Origin of the sequence: Mucilaginibacter sp. (genome assembly GCF_035492695.1) — a bacterium.
Classification (GTDB): Bacteria; Bacteroidota; Bacteroidia; order Sphingobacteriales; family Sphingobacteriaceae; genus Mucilaginibacter.
Genome location: NZ_DATJJC010000007.1, coordinates 117,980 through 136,886, shown reverse-complemented (window position 1 = coordinate 136,886; position 18,907 = coordinate 117,980). Strand labels below are relative to the sequence as shown.

14 protein-coding genes are annotated in these 18,907 nt (G+C 46.7%); 9 read left to right on the top strand and 5 right to left on the bottom strand.

Going from position 1 to position 18,907, the window contains the following annotated elements; translation table 11 throughout:
- Window positions 1-51: 51 nt before the first annotated feature.
- From VL525_RS04800 to VL525_RS04760, 9 genes are all read left to right on the top strand, one after another.
- A complete protein-coding gene (locus VL525_RS04800; protein WP_325383920.1) occupies window positions 52-729 on the top strand; it encodes a response regulator transcription factor in 678 nt (225 codons plus the stop codon).
- Window positions 726-2,000, top strand: a complete 1,275-nt coding sequence (locus tag VL525_RS04795) for a HAMP domain-containing sensor histidine kinase (RefSeq protein ID WP_325383918.1) — start codon at window positions 726-728, stop codon at window positions 1,998-2,000. Before VL525_RS04800 ends, VL525_RS04795 begins: the two co-directional genes overlap by 4 nt.
- 69 nt (window positions 2,001-2,069) lie before the next feature.
- Entirely contained in the window at window positions 2,070-3,311 is a 1,242-nt protein-coding gene (locus VL525_RS04790; RefSeq protein ID WP_325383916.1) for a TolC family protein, read from the top strand.
- Between the two features lies 1 nt (window position 3,312).
- On the top strand, window positions 3,313-4,263 hold the full coding sequence (locus VL525_RS04785) for an efflux RND transporter periplasmic adaptor subunit (RefSeq protein WP_325383914.1): 951 nt from the start codon (window positions 3,313-3,315) through the stop codon (window positions 4,261-4,263).
- Window positions 4,260-7,364, top strand: a complete 3,105-nt coding sequence (locus VL525_RS04780; RefSeq protein WP_325383912.1) for an efflux RND transporter permease subunit — start codon at window positions 4,260-4,262, stop codon at window positions 7,362-7,364. Before VL525_RS04785 ends, VL525_RS04780 begins: the two co-directional genes overlap by 4 nt.
- Before the next feature lie 175 nt (window positions 7,365-7,539).
- Window positions 7,540-8,544 (top strand): fatty acid desaturase, encoded by a 1,005-nt coding sequence (locus tag VL525_RS04775; protein ID WP_325383910.1) that lies wholly within the window; start codon window positions 7,540-7,542, stop codon window positions 8,542-8,544.
- Between the two features lie 68 nt (window positions 8,545-8,612).
- Window positions 8,613-9,053, top strand: coding sequence for a hypothetical protein (locus VL525_RS04770; protein ID WP_325383908.1), 441 nt, complete (start codon window positions 8,613-8,615; stop codon window positions 9,051-9,053).
- Window positions 9,054-9,168: 115 nt separating this feature from the next.
- Window positions 9,169-10,071, top strand: coding sequence for a hypothetical protein (locus VL525_RS04765; protein ID WP_325383906.1), 903 nt, complete (start codon window positions 9,169-9,171; stop codon window positions 10,069-10,071).
- A gap of 113 nt (window positions 10,072-10,184) precedes the next feature.
- On the top strand, window positions 10,185-11,585 hold the full coding sequence (locus VL525_RS04760; RefSeq protein ID WP_325383904.1) for a serine hydrolase: 1,401 nt from the start codon (window positions 10,185-10,187) through the stop codon (window positions 11,583-11,585).
- A 127-nt stretch (window positions 11,586-11,712) separates the two neighbouring features.
- Here the strand turns inward: VL525_RS04760 and VL525_RS04755 are convergent, their stop codons facing one another.
- From VL525_RS04755 to VL525_RS04735, 5 genes are all read right to left on the bottom strand, one after another.
- Window positions 11,713-12,963: an NAD(P)/FAD-dependent oxidoreductase gene (locus tag VL525_RS04755; RefSeq protein WP_325383902.1), complete on the bottom strand. Its 1,251-nt coding sequence runs from the start codon at window positions 12,961-12,963 to the stop codon at window positions 11,713-11,715.
- A gap of 5 nt (window positions 12,964-12,968) precedes the next feature.
- Entirely contained in the window at window positions 12,969-13,970 is a 1,002-nt protein-coding gene (locus tag VL525_RS04750; RefSeq protein WP_325383900.1) for a 4-hydroxyproline epimerase, read from the bottom strand.
- A 28-nt stretch (window positions 13,971-13,998) separates the two neighbouring features.
- Window positions 13,999-15,612 carry an aldehyde dehydrogenase (NADP(+)) gene (locus VL525_RS04745; protein WP_325383897.1) on the bottom strand — a complete coding sequence of 538 codons (1,614 nt, stop codon included), beginning with the start codon at window positions 15,610-15,612 and terminating at the stop codon, window positions 13,999-14,001.
- Window positions 15,613-15,737: 125 nt separating this feature from the next.
- Complete coding sequence (locus VL525_RS04740; RefSeq protein WP_325383895.1) at window positions 15,738-16,676, bottom strand: dihydrodipicolinate synthase family protein; 939 nt, start codon at window positions 16,674-16,676, stop codon at window positions 15,738-15,740.
- Window positions 16,677-16,803: 127 nt separating this feature from the next.
- Entirely contained in the window at window positions 16,804-18,813 is a 2,010-nt protein-coding gene (locus tag VL525_RS04735) for a glycoside hydrolase family 127 protein (protein ID WP_325383893.1), read from the bottom strand.
- Between the last annotated feature and the right edge of the window lie 94 nt (window positions 18,814-18,907).

Genomic DNA, 18,907 nt, shown 5'->3' with positions numbered 1-18,907 from the left:
TACAAATTGTGTTTGTACATTTATTGAAAAATTGGCCACTGTCATTGCTTAATGAAAATACTGATAATTGAGGACGAAAAAGGATTACGCGAAAGTATTGAAGAATATTTTACCGAAGCCGGTAATATTTGCGAAACAGCATCGACATATGCTGAAGCGATATCCAAAGTAAGTTTATACCGTTACGATTGTATTCTATTAGATATTACACTGCCCGGCGGGACAGGTATCGAGATATTGAAAAAAGTGAAAGAAAACGATCACCAGGATGGCATACTCATTATTTCAGCAAAAAACTCGCTTGATGACCGGCTTCAGGGTCTCGATCTCGGGGCGGATGATTATTTGGTAAAACCATTCCACCTGTCGGAATTAAGGGCAAGGGTAATGGCCATCATCCGCCGAAAAAATTTCAGCGGAAACAACCTGCTGCAATTTCATGAGCTCACCATAGACTTATTGGCGAAATCGGTAAAAGTGAAAAACCAGGCCATAAGGCTCACACGGAAAGAGTATGCCCTGTTACTTTATTTTATTGCCAACAAGGGTAAGGTAGTATCCAAAAACGCTATTGCAGAGCATCTTTGGGGCGACGGTATTGATATGGCCAATAATTTCGACTTTATATATTCACACATCAAAAACCTTAGAAAAAAACTGATAGAAGGCGGCTGCGGCGATTACATACATGCATCGTACGGCATGGGTTATAAATTTACCGACCAATGAAACTGCTGGCCAGGTATAACCGGGTAACACTTGTAACCACTGTTATAATGATGCTGATAACCGGTATCATCTATTATTTCACTATCAGCCTGATATTGACCGACGATATAGACAAGGACCTGGAAGTAGAGGAAAATGAGATTTTTGAATATGTAGCTAAAAACAACCAATTACCACAGGTTTTTGAATCGAATGACCAGCAAATATCATTTTCAGAGGCAACCCAGGGCGCGATAAAGCGTTATTACATTGACACCGTATACAAAAAAAGCGAGGTGCACCGAAGGCACAGGCGCCGTCACGAAGAATATGAATCGGGAAGGGCCCTTATCAGTTCAGTATCGGCCGGTGGCAAATATTACCGCGTAGCAATCGTAAAGTCGACAGTGGAAACCGAGGATCTGCTTAAAATTATCTTCGGTATAACCATTGGTGTAATTTTATTATTGTTGCTTGCATTATTTACCGCTAACAGGCTACTGCTCAACAGGCTTTGGCAACCGTTCCACAATTTACTGAAAGAGCTGCGCTCGTTCAGCATATCAGACAACAAAACCATACCAGAGCCGGATACGAATATTGACGAGTTTAAAGAGCTTAACCACGCCGTAGCGGCAATGTCCTCAAAAGTCAAAAAAGACTATAAGGAACTGAAAACATTTACAGAAAATGCCTCGCACGAATTGCTTACGCCTATTGCTGTCATTAATTCCAAACTGGATTCGTTATTACAGACCGAAAATTTCAGCCAGCAGCAAAGCAAATTGCTGAACGATCTTTATACCTCGGTATCGCGGTTGACACGCCTGAACCAATCGTTGCTTTTATTGGTGAAAATAGAGAACCGGCTGGTGGACGGCGACGAGGAAATAGACCTGAAACCCATAGTTGAAGAGCTGCTGGCGCAGTTCGAGGAGATATTTAACGATAAGGGCCTGAAAGTCACTTTTACGGGAGTAGATAAAACGCTGAAAGCAAACCGTTACCTTATTGATGTGTTGCTGAACAATTTATTGAGTAACGCAATCAGGCATAATATAACGGGCGGCCAGATCGTCGTTACGCTAACGGCCGATAGCCTCGTGATCCGAAACACAGGAGATGATACCCCTTTACAAAGCGATGAACTTTTCAAACGCTTTCATAAGTCGTCATCATCCGAGGGCAGCGGGCTCGGTCTCACCATCGCACAACAGATATGTGAGAATTTGGGCTTCGGTCTGAACTATCAATTCGTGAACGGTCTTCACACTTTTACTGCAAAGTTTTGAAATTGCCATCCCAAATTATTCCAGAATTAAATCTTTATTTTAGCCAAACAAACCCATACCTGTATATTGATGAAGTGGATCTCCGGCGTGATCATTGGCCTATTTGCCTGCTCTGTTTCACTTGCACAAACCCGCACGCTGGACCATTATATCGACCTGGCCAGGAACAACAGTCCGCTTTTAAAAGACCTGCGTAACCAGGTAACTTCAAATCAACTGGATAGCTTACGGATAAAAGCAGGGTACAGGCCACAGGTAAACGCAACCAGCGGCGGTCTTTATGCTCCAACTATCAACGGGTTTGGGTATTCATCGGCCATCACCAATGAACATACGCTGAATGGTTTGGTAGGCATAAACCAGCAGATCATTGGCAAAAACAATGTTGCAACGCAGTTGGAGGGCATTACTTTGCAATCCTCATCGACCCTTAATACGCTTAAAATATCCGAGCAAGACCTTAAGAAGGCAGTTACCGCACAATACATAACCACATACGGCGATCAGCAGCAGTTAAATTTCAACCAGGAGATCGTCGACCTGCTTCGCACAGAGGAACAATTGTTCAAAAAGCTAACCCAAAACAACGTCTATCACCAAAGCGATTACCTTACTTTCCTGGTGACGCTAAAACAGCAGGAATTACAATTATCTCAAGCGCGGTTGCAATATAAAAATGACTATGCAACGCTTAACTACCTGTCGGGCGTAGCCGATACAACTACTGCTGACAGCCTGTTGTACCCCGGTTTACAACGGATGCTTATACTGCCCGATAACCGCAGCAGCATTTACTTTGCCCAATACAAACTGGACAGCCTGAAGATAGTTAACGGTCACCAGCAGTTGGATTATTCCTATAAACCAAAGACCAATATTTTTGCCGATGGCGGTTACAATAGCGATTTTATGGGGCAGGCCTGGAAAAACTTTGGAGTAAGCGCCGGGTTTAGTTTGACCATTCCCTTGTATGACGGCGGGCAAAGGAAAATGCAACATAAAAAGCTATCGCTTGAGGAAGAGACCCGCGAGAATTATAAAGCCTTTTTTGATATTCAGTATCGCCAGCAAATTGCGCAGCTAAACCAGCAGATAAGCGAAAACGAAAAGCTGTTGCCGCAGATAAACGACCAGATAAAATTTTCGAAGGCATTAATCAAAGTGGATACAAAACTACTGGAAACGGGGGATGTGAAAATTGCAGACCTTATACTGGCGGTGAACAATTACCTGGCCGTCCGAAACCTGAAAATGCAAACGGAGATAACCAAATTACAGCTTATCAACCAGCTAAATTACTGGAACAAGTAATATGAAAGAGACAATAACCAAATATCCGGCCTTGCTGTTCATCTTTTTTTTAGGGCTAACGCTATGTATCGGTGCATGCAACAGCCATAAAAAGGATGACGACGAAGACACCTCGAAGATAGACGCGCAAACGCCGGTAACGGTAACTACCATTGACCAGGATGCTATGGCCGACTACATTGATGTTAATGCCACCTCGGTATTTTTGCAGAAGAACTATGTAAAATCAAATGCTAATGGTTACGTGGAAAAGGTGAACGCCCAGCAAGGGCAACCGGTACGCGAGGGGGAAGTGCTTTTCACCGTTAAAACCAAGGAGGCGCAAAGCATCGGCAATAGCATAACCGTGTTAGATACCACGTTTAAATTTTCGGGAGTAAACAAGATCAAAGCATCAAGGCATGGTTATATTTCACAGGTAAACCACCAGGCCGGCGATTATGTGCAGGATGGCGAGGCGTTAGCAACTATAAGCGATCAATCCAGCTTTGTGTTCCTGATGCAATTACCTTATGAGCTAAGGCAATATGTAAACATAAACGACAACATACAGCTTACGTTGCCGGGCGGGCAAAAACTGGATAGCCGCGTGGCATCATTCATGCCGGCGGTTGATACCGTGTCGCAAACGCAGCCGGTTGTACTTAAGGTGAACAGCAGCCAGCCGATACCCGAAAACCTTGTAGCCAAAGCACGGATCGTTAAATCGCAAAAGAACAAAACCGAATCGCTGCCAAAGGAAGCGTTGCTGACCAATGAAACGCAAACCGAATTTTGGGTTATGCGACTCGTTAATGATACAACAGCGGTTAAAGTTCCGGTTAAAAAAGGCATCGAAAGCGGCGACCGTATTGAAATTATCTCACCTAAATTTTTACCACAGGATAAGATAGTTGTCACCGGTAATTACGGATTGCCCGATACCGCGAAAGTTAAAATTGTGCAACCATGACGGGTATCAAGAACGCTTTTGTATCGCACAGGAAACCCCTTAGCCTGGTACTGGCGCTCATCGTTATCGGGGGCCTTTTCGTTTACTCGAAAATGCAGACCTCGCTTTTCCCCGAGATCACGTTCCCCAAGATCAAGATCATTGCCGACGAGGGCCTGCAACCTGTGAACAAAATGATGGTGACCGTTACCAAGCCACTGGAAAACGCTATAAAACAAGTACCCGACCTGCAAACCGTACGCAGTACGACCGGTCGCGGCAGTTGCGAGATATCGGCCTTTATGAACTGGGATGCGGATATCGACCTTGCGCAGCAAAGAATACAGGCGAGTATTGACCAGGTAAAAAACGACCTTCCAGCCGATGTTAATATCACCGTAGCTAAAATGAACCCGTCCATTTTGCCGGTAAGCGGATACACACTGGAAAGCCATACCCGCTCCCCCATCGAATTGCGGCAACTGGCAACCTATACAATCAAACCTTTCCTGTCGCAGGTTGACGGCGTTTCCGAGATCAGGATAATCGGCGGCAAAGTAAAAGAGTACTGGCTCACCCTGAACAAGCAAAAAATGAGTTCGCTCGGCTTAACGCCCGACATCATCAATACAGCGCTAAACAATACCAATTTTGTAAAATCGGAAGGCTATTTATCGGATTACAAAAGATTTTACATGACCGTAACGGACGCCACCATTAATGCAAAGGACCAGCTTGAGAACCTTGTTATCAACAATAACCGCAAAAGGATAATACGTCTGAAAGATTTTGCTGATGTTGCGGTGCAGGAAGGAATTGCTTACACTAAAATAAATGCAAATGGACACGATGGGGTATTGATTGCCGTTATCAAGCAGCCGAATGCAAACCTGGTGTCGCTATCTGCCGATATGCAGGCAAAGGTTGCCGGATTGCGAAAACTGCTGCCAAAGGATGTTACCGTAAAACCTTATTATGTGCAGGCCGACTTTGTGAACGATTCGATAAAAAGCGTAACAGATAGCCTTTGGATAGGTCTGCTGCTGGCAATAGTTGTCGCCATTATATTTTTAAGATCACTCAAAGCGAGCGCGACGATATTATTTACCATACCGGTTACGCTGTGCCTTACGCTGATAGTACTGTACGCGTTGGGTTACACCTTTAATATCATGACGCTGGGTGCTATTGCGGCAGCCATCGGGTTGATAATTGATGATGCCATAGTAGTGGTGGAACAGATACACCGTACACACGAGGAACACCCCGAGGAACCAACGAAAAAATTGCTGCAAAGCGCCATAGACTATCTATTGCCTGCGATGATCGGGTCATCAGTTAGTACCATCGTGATATTTATACCCTTCTTTTTGATGACAGGTGTAGCGGGTGCATATTTCAAGGTACTGACCAATACCATGATCATTACGCTGGTATGCTCTTTCTTTGTTACCTGGATAGGCTTGCCCGTTATCTACCTGCTGTTAACTAAGCCCAAACACAGGAATGTAATATTGGAAAAGAAGGAAGAAAGCCACCAGGTTCACAAACAACGATGGGTAAAATGGTTTATTTTAAGACCATACGTCAGCTTATTTATTGCCGGTTCGCTTGTGGCTGCGATAGTTATCATTCCTAAATTACTGGAGACAGGTTTTCTGCCCGACATGGATGAGGGTAGCATTGTGCTCGATTATAATTCGCCGCCGGGCACATCGCTCGAGGAGACCGACAGGATGTTAAGGCAAGTAGAAAAGATCATCAGCAAGCAGCCCGAGGTCGAGGCCTATTCGAGGCGCACCGGCACGCAGATGGGCTTTTTTATCACCGAACCTAACCGCGGCGACTACCTGATACAACTGAAGAAAAAAAGAGATAAAACGACAGAAGAAGTAATAAGTGAACTCAGGCAAAAAATTGCAGCCGACCAGCCGGTATTGGCTGAAAAGATCGAATTCGGCCAGGTGATCACCGATATGCTTGGCGATCTGACTACCTCGGTAGAGCCGATACAGATCAAAGTTTATGGCGATAACCCGCAAAAACTGCACGAACTGTCTGCAAAAATAGCCGACGCCGTAAGCCCGGTAAAGGGCACCGCCGATGTTTTTGATGGCGTTGTAATAGCCGGGCCATCGGTAAGCATCGACCCCAATTACAGCAAACTCGCACAATACGGCATTACGCCGGCCAGCCTGCAGTTCCAGCTTCAAACTTCGCTCGAAGGCAATATTATCGGCAGCATGCTCGAACGTGAGCAATTGTCGCCTATCCGGATGGTATACCCGGGAAATTTGAACCTGAAGGTAGAGGACATCAAAAATCAGAACATATTTACGCCCTCGGCTAAATTGATCCCCATAAGCGAGCTGGCATCTGTAACCGTAAAGGCCGGCGATGCCGAAATAGAGCGTGAGAACCTGCAATCCATAGGTATTATTACCGCCCGGCTGGATAAAGGCGATATAGGAAGTGTGATGCCGGCAATTAAAAAGAGTATCGAACAAAAAGTAAGTCTGCCCGAAGGATACCACATTGAATACGGCGGCGATTATGCCCAGCAGCAACAATCTTTCAAAGAATTGCTGATAATACTGGTTGCCGCCTGCGCACTGGTATTTGGGGTCATCCTGTTTTTATTCAAGCAATTCCGTATTGCCTTGCTGATACTTATTATAGCGGCGCTTGGCACCGCCGGCAGCCTGCTGGCCTTGTTTGTTACTCAAACTCCGCTGAATGTAGGCAGTTATACGGGCCTCATTATGATAGTAGGCATCATAGGCGAAAATGCCATCTTCACGTTTCTCCAGTTCAAACAACGGGCTATGGAGAATTTGGATAAGGACCCTGAAAATATCAAAGAGGATATTAACGAAGCGATCGTTTATTCCATATCCACCCGTTTACGGCCAAAACTGATGACGGCTATAGGCGCTATTATTGCATTAATGCCGCTGGCGCTCGGTATTGGGGCGGGTGCACAACTACATCAGCCACTGGCTATTGCGGTTATCGGCGGTTTTATTGTGGCCTTACCCCTGTTACTTATCGTGCTCCCAAGCATGCTTCGCATCTTGTACCGTTCGGGCGAATTTCACCGGCTTTACCACAATTATTTGTAAACAAAATGTCACAAATCACAATTTTATCCAGAATTAAAATTTATATTTAACACCTGAGATTTTAGCTTTAATCTCTTCATTAAACCTAAAATACAATAGATTAGAATATATTTTGTTATATTTGGAAAATAATTTAACTATTTATTAATAAACCAGCGCCCAGGCAAGAACTTTTATGGCAATTAAAACCGATTTTGTTTATTCCCACGAATCTGAACCACACCGTGTCCGCACCAAGAAAATTTTAAAACAATTTCCGCAGACAAGAGAGTTGATCGGCAAAAATCCGCTTACCTTTTTAGTTATCCTGGGAATTGTCGGATCGATGATCGGTATATCATGGCTGCTTCGCGATCAATCGTGGTGGCTGATCTTTGCCGTTGCCTATTTATATGGCGCTTTTGCCAATCATGCGCTGTTTGTGATGATACACGAATGTGTTCACCAGCTTTTGTTCAAGAACGCTGTAGCCAACCGCTGGGCCGGTATAATTGCCAACCTGCCACATATTGTTCCCGGCGCTATTTCGTTTGAAAGATATCATATTAAACACCATTCTTTCCAGGGTATCCACGAACTGGATGCCGACCTGCCCAATAAATGGGAAGCCAAACTGATCAATAATTATTTTTTAGGTAAGGTATTATGGCTGTTTTTCTTTCCGGTTTTCCAGGCTACACGTGTATCAAGATTAAAAGAGATCAAATTTTATGATACCTGGCTGTTGGTTAATATATTGGTACAAATAGCCTTCACGGCTGCCATCTGGTATTTCTTCGGGATAAAGGCTGTAGGATTTATGTTTATCAGTTTCTGGTTCTCCATAGGACTTCATCCGGTGGGCGCACGCTGGGTGCAGGAACATTACCTTACCTTTGAGAGTGAGCAGGAAACGTATAGCTATTATGGCCCTTTAAATACAGTAGCTTTTAACGTAGGCTATCATAATGAACACCACGACTTTCCATCCATTCCATGGAACAGGCTGCCACAATTAAAAAAGACTGCTCCTGAATATTATGATACCCTTTTATATCATGGGTCATGGTTCAAGCTGTTTTTCCGTTTTCTGTTTGAGCGTGAAATATCGCTTTATAACCGTATCCTGCGTAAGGAACGAGGTAAAGTGCCGCTTACCGATGTATCAAAACCTGACGTGGAACTGGAAACGGTTAGCTAAAAAAAATAGCTAAATGCTATTTGCATTTGTCGTTGCTATCGTTATATTTGCTAATAATATTAGCAAATATGATACGGATAAGCACATCGGAACAACTGATCATTTTCAGCAGGTATATAGGTCAGCAGGTAGTGATCAAGAGTTTTTTGAATGATGAAGAGAGCATCGGCACCCTAAAAGGTATCCGCCAGGATGCTTTGCTGGTGGCTATTGATGAAGTGAACCGCTGGATTCCGCTGAATGACAATTTCAGGGTATGCGATGTGAAATTATTGCTGAAACCATTAAAGAAACTTACATCCGCTATCATTGATACCGCCAACGGTTTGCCTGTACAGGCCTTCATCACCCCCTACTACCAGCAGCTTGGATTTGACATGCCTGTTTTTGTAGCGCCCGGGCATAGTTGCAACTGTAAATATGTGCAGGAGCTGGGCCTGGCCGATTACCGTTCTGCCGATGAAATAGCAGGATACGCACAACAGGTTTTTGCCGGGGGCCAATATTAAATATCCGCCGCAAAACATATTAGGATTTTGCCCGTTTTAGCCGTGTAAACAGGAACAGCAATTAAAAACCTCGTGTTTTTTAGCTTTCTTTGCATGTTTTTTCACCGTGTCCAAAATGAGCAGCACCAAGAAGATAAAAATATTAGTCCCCCTTATTATCGTGCTGTTCTTTGTTGCGTATGCCGAACATCGTCACAATAACAAACAACTGGACACCACCGGGCGGCTGCGTGATAAGGCAATGGACGAAACATCGGGTATTGCTGCCTCTGGCGTACGCGAAAATATCTATTACGTCCATAACGATAGCGGCGACACCAGCCGCTTGTTTGCTATTACTCCCGAAGGCTTTATAAAAAACACCATTTACTTTAAAGGCGATACAAAAGAACCGCTCGGCGTTCGCGACTGCGAGGATATAGCAGTAAGCAGTGGCCCGGCCAAAGGTAAAAGCTATATTTATCTTGGCGATATCGGCGATAACGATAATTCCAGAAAGTCACTGACCGTTTATCGCATTGAGGAAAAAAAAGGATGGGATAAGGACAGCCTGGTAAAAGCGGATGCTGTGCCCGTAAATTACAGGTACCCCGACGGCGCTAAAGACGCAGAGGCCATGATGATAGACCCAATAGAAAAGCTGATATATATCGTATCGAAACGGGCCGACTCGGTAACTGTTTATACTGCACCGCTAAACTTTAAACCGAACGATACGGTAACACTTGAGAAACGCTGTAAACTACATTTTGAGGGTTTCAGGCCATTTAAATGGATAACTGCCGGTGATATTTCAAGGGACGGTCAGCAGGTACTGCTGAAGAGCTATGAAAAGGTTTATTACTGGAAACGCGAAGCCAGCGAACCCATTTGGAAAACCATGCTGAGAAAGCCCGCCGAATTACCTTACAAGCCTGAGAAACAGGGCGAAGCCATTGGTTTTACGCCGGACGGCAAGGGTTACTACACCACCAGTGAGGGCGTTTTTGCACCCATCTATTATTATAAAGTTCCCTGAGTTTAATTTCCTGCGGGGCTCTCCTGTTGTATAGCACAAATTTTGCAACGAAAGCAGATCGTGTTGCGTCATTTATATAATAAGTGTTTAACCGGTCTCTATCCACACCCGAAATGAAAAAAGCGCTATACCTGCTGCTCCTGCTGCTAACCTGTAATTTTGTATTTGCACAGGAACAACAATTAAAAGACATTATAACACCTTATGGCATCCCGGGTATGCAATTGGTTTGCATTAAGGGTAATAAGGTTCAAAACGTCAACGTCGGGGTTATCAGCAAAGATTCGGATAAGCCTGTCACCTCCAATACGGTATTTGAGGCAGCTTCGCTAAGTAAGTGTGTGTTCGCTTATGCTGTTATGCGCTTGTACGACAGGGGTATCATCGACCTTGATAAACCATTAGTGGATTACTACGGAAGTTATGACCGGTTCGATCCAAATGATCCGCGATATGCGAAAATAACCGCGCGGATGGTGTTACGCCATACAACAGGTTTGCCAAATTGGGGTGGCAAGAAGTATGCGAAATTGATATTCACGCCGGACAGCACCTTCTCTTATTCGGGCGAGGGGTTTCAATACTTGCAGCGCGTGGTTGAAAAACTAATGAAAAAACCGCTTAACGATATTGCGCAGCAGGAAGTATTTACACCGCTTGGGATGACGAACAGCAGTTATACGTGGATGGAAAAGTTTGCTACACTAGCCGCTTTTGGCAATGGGCCCGACGTGGTGAGCAGTCATCAAAATCAGATGGCGGCGGCCAGCCTGCTCACCTGTGCACATGATTATGCTATTTTTTTACAGGCGCTGATAAATGGCAAGGGCTTAAAGCCTGAAACCGCGAAGATGATGTTCGCTACACAGTCAAATGCAGATTGGTTTAAACATAACATCGACACCGATGTAAAAAAACATATTTCATGGGGGCTTGGTGTTGGGTTACAGGAAAATGAAACCGGCAAATGGATTTGGCACTGGGGCGATAACGGCGATTTTAAGGCCTTTTATATTGCCAATCCTGCGAAAAAGGAAATACTGGTTTATTTTACCTACAGCACCTGGGGCCTGCATGTTGCCACTGACATTTTGAACACCTTCCTTCCCAAACAAAGCTGGTGGCCTTGTTTGTGGACCGGCTACCAGTTTCATGAACTGGAAAGGATGAAAGCCTTTTGGGCACAGCTTGAAAAACAAGGTTATGAACGCGCCGGCGCAATAGCCGGGCAGATGAAACAAGCAGATAGCGGATTTAAACTACCAGAAGATGATGTGAACGACCTGGGTTTTATTTTGTTGCGGAATAATAAGAAGGCACAAGCTGTGGAAATATTTAAGTATAATCTCGACGCGCACCCCGGAAGCGCCAATGCCTATGATAGCCTTGCAGAAGGCTATGAAGCCGTGGGAGAAAAAGAGCTGGCTCTAAAGAATTTTAAAAAGGCTTATGAGCTTAACCCAAAAAATGATTATGCGGCGGAGCATATCAAGGAACTGGAGGAAGGTAAATAATACATTAAATTGTCATTGCGAGCGAGCGTAGCGACGAGAAATCCTATACATCATTTCAGCCGAACATTCAAGGTGTTCAAGATTTCTCTCTATCGTTCGAAATGACAGCGTTGTTTATTGCATTTCTTTACGCAAACCTATCCACTGCAAAAGGGCTGGTGTTCATACTTCTGGCCGAACCATTTAATGCTTCGGCAATCAGCTTGCCGGTTGCAGGACCCAGGCTAAGGCCTATCATAGCATGCCCAGTGGCAACGGCCAGGTTACTGTATTTTTTTGACAGGCCGATATAAGGCATGCCGTCCGGCGAAACCGGGCGAAAACCGAACCAAATGTCTTTTTCTGCGGGAACGTCAACCTTGAAATTCGGGAAGTATTTCGGCACCGATTCGACGATACCTTTTACACGATTCATGTTTACCTGGCTGTTTATTTTGCCTACTTCCATGGTGCCACCGTAGCGGATGCTGCCATTCATAGGGGTAACGGCTACGCGGGCCTCACAAAGTATGGATGGGATGGTCATACGTTTAGCATCGTCCTGCGGAACCATAAAGGAATAGCCCTTGCCGGGCATCAATGGCACATGCAGGCCGGTCAGCTTTGCCACCGCCGGCGAGAATGCGCCTGTGGCAATAACAAACGCATCGCCTTTAAACTCTTTATCAGCACTGCTTACAGACGTAATCTTACCTGCATCGTTACTTATCCGGTCGATGCGCGTATTACGGTGGATCCTGATATCGTTCTCTTCCAGGTATTTTATAAACACTTTCATCAATTTATTAGGATACAGGTGAGCATCGCAATGATAATGCACCGCACCGGCAATATCCAGTTCGACCCCAGGCTGTAGTTTTTGGCATTCTTCGGGACTCAGGTATTGTGCATCTAAACCCAAATTGGTTGCTTCTGCCGCCAGGTGGCGTTCCTCTTCCACCATTTTTGGCGTTTTGAAAAGCATCAGTATGCCTTTATCTTCCAGCCCGAATTCGAGCGCAGTATCTTTTTCAAACTGGAAAAACAACTTCTTGCTCAGTACAGAAATATCGCGCAATGCTCCCGCCGAACGGTCGACATGCTTTTTGGTGGCACTTTTTACAAAATTGAGGCCCCAGCCTAAAAGCTCCGGGTTTAACGACGGCCGCACATAAAAAGGACTTTTACTGTTAAACATCCAACGGATGCCCTGCTCTACCATACCTGGTGCTGCCAGCGGAACAAAGTGGCTCGGTGTTATCATACCAGCATTACCATACGAACAATTGTCGGACAGGTCACCCTGGTCAACAATTTCCACTTCCCAGCCCGATTGATGCAGGTAATAGGCCGAAAACAGCCCGATTATTCCCCCGCCGATTATGATTGCTTTACTCATTTTTATTATATCACCTGGAACCCATACGCGTACGGATCCTCATCGTCAATTTTTATTGTATTGTATCCGTAAACCCTGGCCCAGCCTTCAATACCCGGGATAATAGCGGGTTTACCTCCTACAGTCGCTTCACCTTCGATGGTGCCGATAAACTGGCTACCAATGATACTTTCGTGGATAAACCGATCGCCTTTTTTCAATTTCCCTTTGGCATACCATTGCGCCATGCGCGCTGATGTGCCGGTACCGCAGGGTGAACGGTCGATGGCCTTATCGCCATAAAAAACGGCGTTGCGGGCAGTAGCCTCGGGCGAGATAGTTTTGCCGGCCCACAAAATATGTGTGCAGGTATTAATGGTCGGGTTATCGGGGTGGACGAATGTATATTTTTCATTGATCCTTTGCCGCATCGTCCTGCTCCACGATATCAGCTGGTCGGCGCTGTAATTCTCCAGCCCTTTAAAGTTTGGCTGCGGATCGACAATGGCATAAAAATTCCCCCCATAGCTCACATCAACAGTAAGCGGGCCCAGGTCGGGACATTCTACTTCCAAATTTTCTGCAGCCAGGTAGGCGGGCACGTTAGTAAGCTTTACCGACTTCACCTTGCTGCCCTCCTGCTTATATTCGATCAGTACCATACCGGCAGGCGCTTCCATGCGGACAATACCCGGGGTTTTTGGCGTGATCAATCCTTCCTCGATAGCAATGGTGATAGTGCCGATGGTGCCGTGCCCGCACATAGGCAGGCATCCGCTGGTTTCTATAAACAATACGGCCACATCGTTCGCCGGGTCGTGCGGCGGATATAATATACTGCCCGACATCATATCATGCCCGCGCGGCTCAAACATAAGCCCCTTGCGTATCCAGTCATATTCTTTCAAAAAATGCTGGCGCTTTTCGCTCATATTGGCGCCGTTTAAATTCGGCCCGCCACCGGCCACCAAACGCACCGGGTTACCGCAGGTATGCGCATCGACGCAGAAAAAGGTTTTTGTTGACATGTTTTATTTAATCCTGACTCTGGGGCCTTTATAAGGCTTCCGACTTCTGACCCCTGACTTCAGACTTCTCCTTACTCCATTTATTATTAAGCAGCCGCCATATCTCCAGCGGGTTACTGTCTTTCAATTCATCCGGAAGCATATCCTGGTTCCAGTTCTGCCAGGCTACCGGGCGCACAAAACGTTTGATAGCGCCCGTGCCTACCGAAGTAAAACGACCGTCTGTAGTTGCCGGGAACGGCCCGCCATGCTGCATGGCTTGCACCACTTCCACTCCCGTAGGTACGTTATTCAAAATAACCCGGCCCGCAATATTGGCCAAGTTTTGGATCAGCTCTTTATGAGTTTTCAGATCGCCTTCTTCAGCAACTATGGTCGCCGTCAACTGGCCTTGCAAGGCATCGATCACCTGCTGTAGCTGCACTTCATAATCAGCTATAACCAATAACGAATATGGGCCGAACACTTCCTCGCGCAATTTTGGATTGACCAGGAAAGATGAGGCGCTAACCTCTGCCACTATAGGCTGCGCCTGGTTGGCTTTGCCGCTGGTAAGCTGGCCTTTGCCAATCAAAGAAACACCCTGCTCGCGCAGCGACTCTTCTGACACGTTAGCGTAATTTTTGCAAATGCCCGGCGTAAGCATGGTGCCCGAAGTGATCTTCGCAATAGCATCTCCTAATGCACCTTTAAATTTATTCAGTGTTGGAGATTTCAAAGCAATGAGCAAGCCTGGATTGGTACAAAACTGGCCGGCGCCTAAAGTGATAGATGCTGCGTATTGTTCGGCAATTTGCTGGTAGCGGCATTCCAGTGCTTCAGGTAATATGATTGTTGGGTTAATGCTGCCCATTTCGGCAAAAACCGGGATAGGGTTTTCACGCTGCTGCGCCAGTTTGAGCAAAGCGGTTCCGCCCCTGAAAGAGCCCGTGAAGGTGACAATTTTAGTTTTAGGGTGTTTCACCAATGCTTCACCTACAGCATAGCCGTCGTCGTAAAGCATGGAGAATACTCCCTCGGGCATATTATTTTTCTCTGCCGCTGTTTTTATCGCCTCAGCAACCAGGGCGCTGGTGCCTGGATGAGCAGGATGCGCTTTCACTATCACCGGGCAACCCGCGGCCAAAGCGGAAGCCGTATCGCCGCCGGCCACAGAAAATGCCAGCGGGAAGTTGCTTGCACCAAACACCACTGCCGGACCCATCGGGACCAGCATTTTCCGGATGTCGGCGCGCGGGGCCGGCTGGCGTTCAGGCAAAGCGGTATCGATCACCGCTTCCACCCACGAGCCTTCTTCCACCAGGTCGGCAAATAGGTGAAGCTGGCCTGTGGTACGCCCGCGTTCGCCCTGCAAACGCGCCTGCGGCAGGCCACTTTCGGCCATGGCGCGTTCTATCAGTTCGTCGCCTATGGCGTTTATCTCGTCAGCAATACTGCGCAGGAAAGTTGCTTTGGCTTTTTTGCCGATATAGCGATACACGGCAAAAGCCTTTTCGGCCAACGCCAAGGCAGCATCGGCGTCGTCTGCGGATGCTATGGAGAACTCCCCGTCAAGTTCGTTACCGGTAGACGGGTCGACGGCTTTGAAGGTTCTTTTGGCCTCCTCTGTATATTGATACCCGATCAGGTTTTCTGTTTTCATGCGATCTCACTCTGTGAACTTTGTGCTTTCTCTCTGAGCTTGCGGTAAATCCCGATAGCTATCGGAATAACCACAGAGGCCGCAAAGACTCTCACAGAGAACACGAAGTTATATATATTGTTCAGTTATGCGGTTTGTAATTTGCTAACCCTGCCCCAGCTTCCTTCCGGTAATACCGGGCGGACGGCCAGTGCATCATTGATGATTTTCAGCACTTTTTCGCGCTCCGCGCCTTCAATTTTCAAACGCGGTGCACGAACATTTTCGGTACCGATGCCTGTGGCAACTTCCGCCAGCTTAATATACTGAACCAGTTTTGGATGGATGTCCAGTTCCAGCACCGGCAGGAACCAGCGGTAAATCGCCAGCGCTTCAGCAATCCGGCCTGCTTTTACCAGGCGGAAAATGGCCACTGTTTCTTTCGGGAAAGCATCCACCAAACCAGCTACCCAGCCGTCGGCGCCCATAACCAGGCTTTCCATTGCCAGCGGATCGACCCCGGTCAGTATTTTGAATCGGTCGCCAAAGCGGTTGATCATGCGGGTAACGTTGGAAATATCGCGGGTCGATTCTTTCACCGCCTGGATATTATTGTATTCGGCCAGTTGTGCAAACATATCCAGGGTCACTTCTATCTTGTAATCCACCGGGTTATTATAGATCATGATGGGCAGCGGGGTGCTTTTGGCCACCGCAGCAAAAAAGGCGACGGTTTCGTTATCGTCGGCCTTGTAACGCATAGGCGGCAGCATCATCAGGCCGCTGGCTCCGTTGTCCAACGCTTTTTGGGCGCAGGCAACAGCCGCTTTGGTGGTCGATTCGGCTATGTTAAGTAACACCGGCACTTTACCATCAACCAAAGTTACGGTATGCTTAAGCAAAGCGAATTTCTCGTCATCGCTTAAAACGCTGGCTTCGCCAAGCGAGCCGCCAAGTATAAAGCCATCGACACCGGCTTCCAGTTGTGCATTGATATTAACGTCGAACGCATCGAAGTCCAGTTCGTCATCATCGGTAAATTTGGTTGTAACTGCCGGGAAAACCCCGTTCCATGTAAATTTCATGATCTTCTATTATTGAATTGTTGTATTGTTTTATTGTCGGTATTGCACTGGCTATTTTCGGATTGCCCGGACGTCCCAAACACGCCCGGTTATCGCTCATCCGCTTGCCCTCGGGCGTTCAATATCTTTATTTGCTTTGTATATCCACATATTTCACCTGTTCGGGGAACCACACTGTCATTTCCCCTTTGCCCCGGTTCGCCCACGAATAGTACGGTATAGCGGTAAGCGTAACATTTTGCGTACTAACATTTTGCCCGGCAGCGTCAATAGTAATGCTTTTTGCCGGGGCCTCCAGGGTCATCACGCCATTAAGCATATCGGCCCGGTATGCTGTTTTAAATTCCGCAGCCTTCGGTAGTATGATATTGCAGGCAAGCCCGTTATTGTCCTTCCATTCGGCGCAATACATGATGGGGCCGCGCTGCAGGGCCACTTTGCCTTCGTCGCCTTCTATCTTATTGTTTGCAATCACGCGGCGCACGTTCATCGGCAAGGTCATTTCCACCTTGTCATTCTTTACCCATTTCTTGCTTAGTACGGCGTACCCGTTCTCGATGCGGTAGTTCACAGGCTGCCCGTTTATTTTTATAAGGACATTCTGCGCCGAGGGCACCTTGTAACCATACAGATCGGATGGCATAGCCACATTACGCGCCCATCCCGGGATACGTATGCGCAGGTCCATATCCATAGCTGAAGAGGGGTTTACAGTAAAGGCCAATCCACCATCCCAGGGGTAATTGTTTTGTTGCGTGATGCTAACTTTTTTGTCGTTCACCACCAGGTTACCCGTACCACTGATAAACAGGTTAACGTAAACCGAATTACCCTGCTCTGCATATACGTAACCGGGGATCGACGGGATGAGCCGCACGACATTAGTCGGGCAGCAGGAACAAACAAACCAGCCGGAACGCTCGCGTTCAATATCCGGGTGCGAAAAGCCGTTGCTGATCTGCATGGCATTGGTATAGAAAAACGATTTGCCATCCAAACCTACACCGGATATCAAACCGTTGTACAGGGTCTTTTCCAACACATCGATATATTTTGAGTCGCCGTGCAGCAAAAACATACGCTGGTTCCAGAATACGCTGCCAATGGCAGCGCAGGTTTCGTTATAAGCAGTAGTATTGGGCAATTCATAGTTTTCGCCAAAGCGTTCCCCGTCGCCAACGGCGCCGATGCTGCCCTGCACGTACATTTTTTTACCCACCATGTTATTCCATATTTTGTCGATAGCTTTCAGGTAGGCGGTGTCGCCTGTCAGCGCAGCCACATCGGCCATGCCCGAATACAGGTACATTGCGCGCACGGCATGGCCCTCAGCCTCATCCTGTTGTACTACCGGGATATCATCCTGGAAATATTTGCCGTTCTCGTATTCGTTCTTGCTTTTCTTATTGTATTCTTTATGGCCGCGCTGGTCGATGAAAAATTTGGCGAGGTCGAGGTATTCCTTTTTACCTGTAATGCGGTATAATCTCACCAAACCCATCTCCACTATCTCGTGCCCCGGCGCCACATGCATTTTATCGGGCCCGAAAGTGCGCACCAGCAGGTCGGCATTTTTCAGGGCGATGTTAAGAAAATTGCGTTTGCCTGTAGCCATGTAATGCGCCGCAGCAGCTTCGTACATGTGCCCGGCATTATACAATTCGTGGCTCATTTTCTGCTCGTTCACCCAGCGTTCAGGTCCGGCCCAGGGGCCAGGGTGCAGGGGGTCGATGGTGCGGGCGGTGTACAGGTAGCCATCGGGTTCCTGGGCATTACCAACTATGGTGATAAGCGAATCGAGGTATGCGGAAAGCTTTGGGTCAGGATGCTCGGCCAGTGAATACGACGCGCCTTCAATTGTCTTGTAAATATCGGTATCGTCGAAGGGGTAAACCGTGCAGAATTTCCCTTTATGTTCGGCAGCCATTACGAAGTTTTTGATACGCCCGGTGCTGTCGCAGCGTGCAAAAGAAGCAGGAATGGTTACGGTGCGATTAGTCTCGATGCGCGATGTCCAGAAATGATCGCTCAGTTTTACGCTGGTAAAAGGCACCGGCTGTATCGGGTAGTCCTTATTTTGTGCAAGGGCTGACAAACTTAAGCCCGTCAACAATAAAAAACTGATATGCTTTTTCATAGTTCTGTCGCTGATGTACAAAATTACACAGGCAGCCCCATCAAATCGAAATACTTCTTAGCAGGATATAGCAGGATTTTAACCTAAATATTAC